This is a genomic window from Caballeronia sp. (assembly GCF_049581465.1).
Lineage (GTDB): Bacteria > Pseudomonadota > Gammaproteobacteria > Burkholderiales > Burkholderiaceae > Caballeronia.
The window spans coordinates 1-1579 of sequence record NZ_JBAUSA010000441.1 but is presented as its reverse complement, the minus strand read 5'-3'; the positions used below and the strand labels follow the sequence as shown (position 1 = coordinate 1579).

The following is a 1579-nucleotide window of genomic DNA, read 5'->3' as shown; positions in this document are numbered from 1 at the left end:
GGGCGGCCCCAAGCGCCTGCGCCGCGTCGAAGTATTGCCACGCGTGCACTACCCCGTCCTGCGCGTCGATACGTTCGATATAGGCGCGCACTACCGCTTCCGCGCTTAAGGTGCGCTGCGCCACCTGCTGCGCGAGCTGGCGTACGCTCAACCCGAGAATGTCAGTCATGGAGAGTTTCCTGTAACGTGAACCTCCGCCTTTGGGAGACCACGCTATAGGCGGCAGGTCCGGCGAATGCCGTGCCGTGACTCTACCGATCTGTCCGAACGCTAGCAAATGAATTCATTGGCTCGGCTACGACATCGAATACGAATAAGCCGCCGACCTGATCCGCATCAACTGGGCGCAAACGGCGACGGCGATAGACCCAGGCGCTTTATCGACGATCCCCTCTACACCGATCGGGCAAGTCATCTCCATCAATCGATCAGGTTCCACACCTCGATCGATCAATCGTCGCTCGAACTTCACGCGTTTCGTCTTCGACCCGATCATGCCGAAGTAAGCGAAATCGTTGCGTCGCATGATCCGCAACGCAAGCGAAAAATCCAGCGAGTGGTCATGAGTCATTACCAGGAAATGCGCGCCGGCCGGTGCCAGATCGACAATCGCATCCGGCGTATCGGTCGCTTCGATCTGTACGTTGCCGGGCACTTCGTCGGGGAATAGTTCGTCGCGTGCATCGACCCACTGAACCACGCAAGGCAGCATGCCCAGCAACCTCACAAGCGCATGGCCGACATGCCCCGCGCCAAACAGCACGATATGCGTGGGCGCTGCAGCCAGCGGCTTCGAGCGCCCACCACCACGACCGATAACCACCGATTCCTGGATCGTTTCCATAGCAAGCCTCGAATCAACGTGCGCCAGCAGCTTGCGCCACTGCAGCGCGAACAGCACCCACCGCCTTCAGGATTTCCTCACTGGTCGCAGGCGCATTCAGCGGCGGATTCACCGTGTTATTGCCGACGCTCGCCACTGCATCGCGGATCGCGAAGAACACCGAAAACGGCAGCAGCAATGGCGGCTCGCCCACAGCCTTGGACCGGTGGATACTGTCCTCGGCATTGCGGTTCTTGAACAACCGGACATTGAACACCGGGGGGCAATCATTGACGGTCGGGATCTTGTACGTCGAGGGCGCATGCGTCATCAGTTTGCCGCCTGCGTTCCACCACAGTTCCTCGGTCGTGAGCCAGCCCATTCCCTGGATGAAGCCGCCTTCCACCTGTCCCACATCCAGTGCCGGATTGAGCGACGCACCCACGTCGTGCAACGCATCGGCGCGCAGCACGCGCATTTCACCGGTCAACGTGTCGATCACGACTTCGGTGACCGCTGCGCCATAGGAGTAGTAATAGAATGGCCGGCCCTGCATCTTCGCCTGATCCCAGTAGAGCTTCGGGGTCTTGTAGAAGCCATCGGACCACAACTGCACGCGAGCCCGGTACGCCTGCATGATCACTTCCTCGAACGGAATCGCCACGTCGCCGACCACAATCCGGTCGTCGATGAAGCGCACGTCGCGCGCCTCGACCTCGCCCGCGCCATAGTGCTCGGCGGCCAGCACGGCAAGCC

At 60.8% G+C, this 1579-nt stretch carries 2 protein-coding genes; both read right to left on the bottom strand.

All coding sequences use genetic code 11. The features are described 5' to 3' along the window. Positions 1 to 295: 295 nt before the first annotated feature. A complete protein-coding gene (gene xdhC, locus WCA53_RS10975; protein WP_423909146.1) occupies positions 296 to 844 on the bottom strand; it encodes a xanthine dehydrogenase accessory protein XdhC in 549 nt (182 codons plus the stop codon). 13 nt (positions 845 to 857) lie between these two features. Continuing rightward, on the bottom strand, positions 858 to 1579 hold a 722-nt coding region (locus WCA53_RS10970; protein WP_423909141.1), incomplete at its 5' end, for a molybdopterin cofactor-binding domain-containing protein.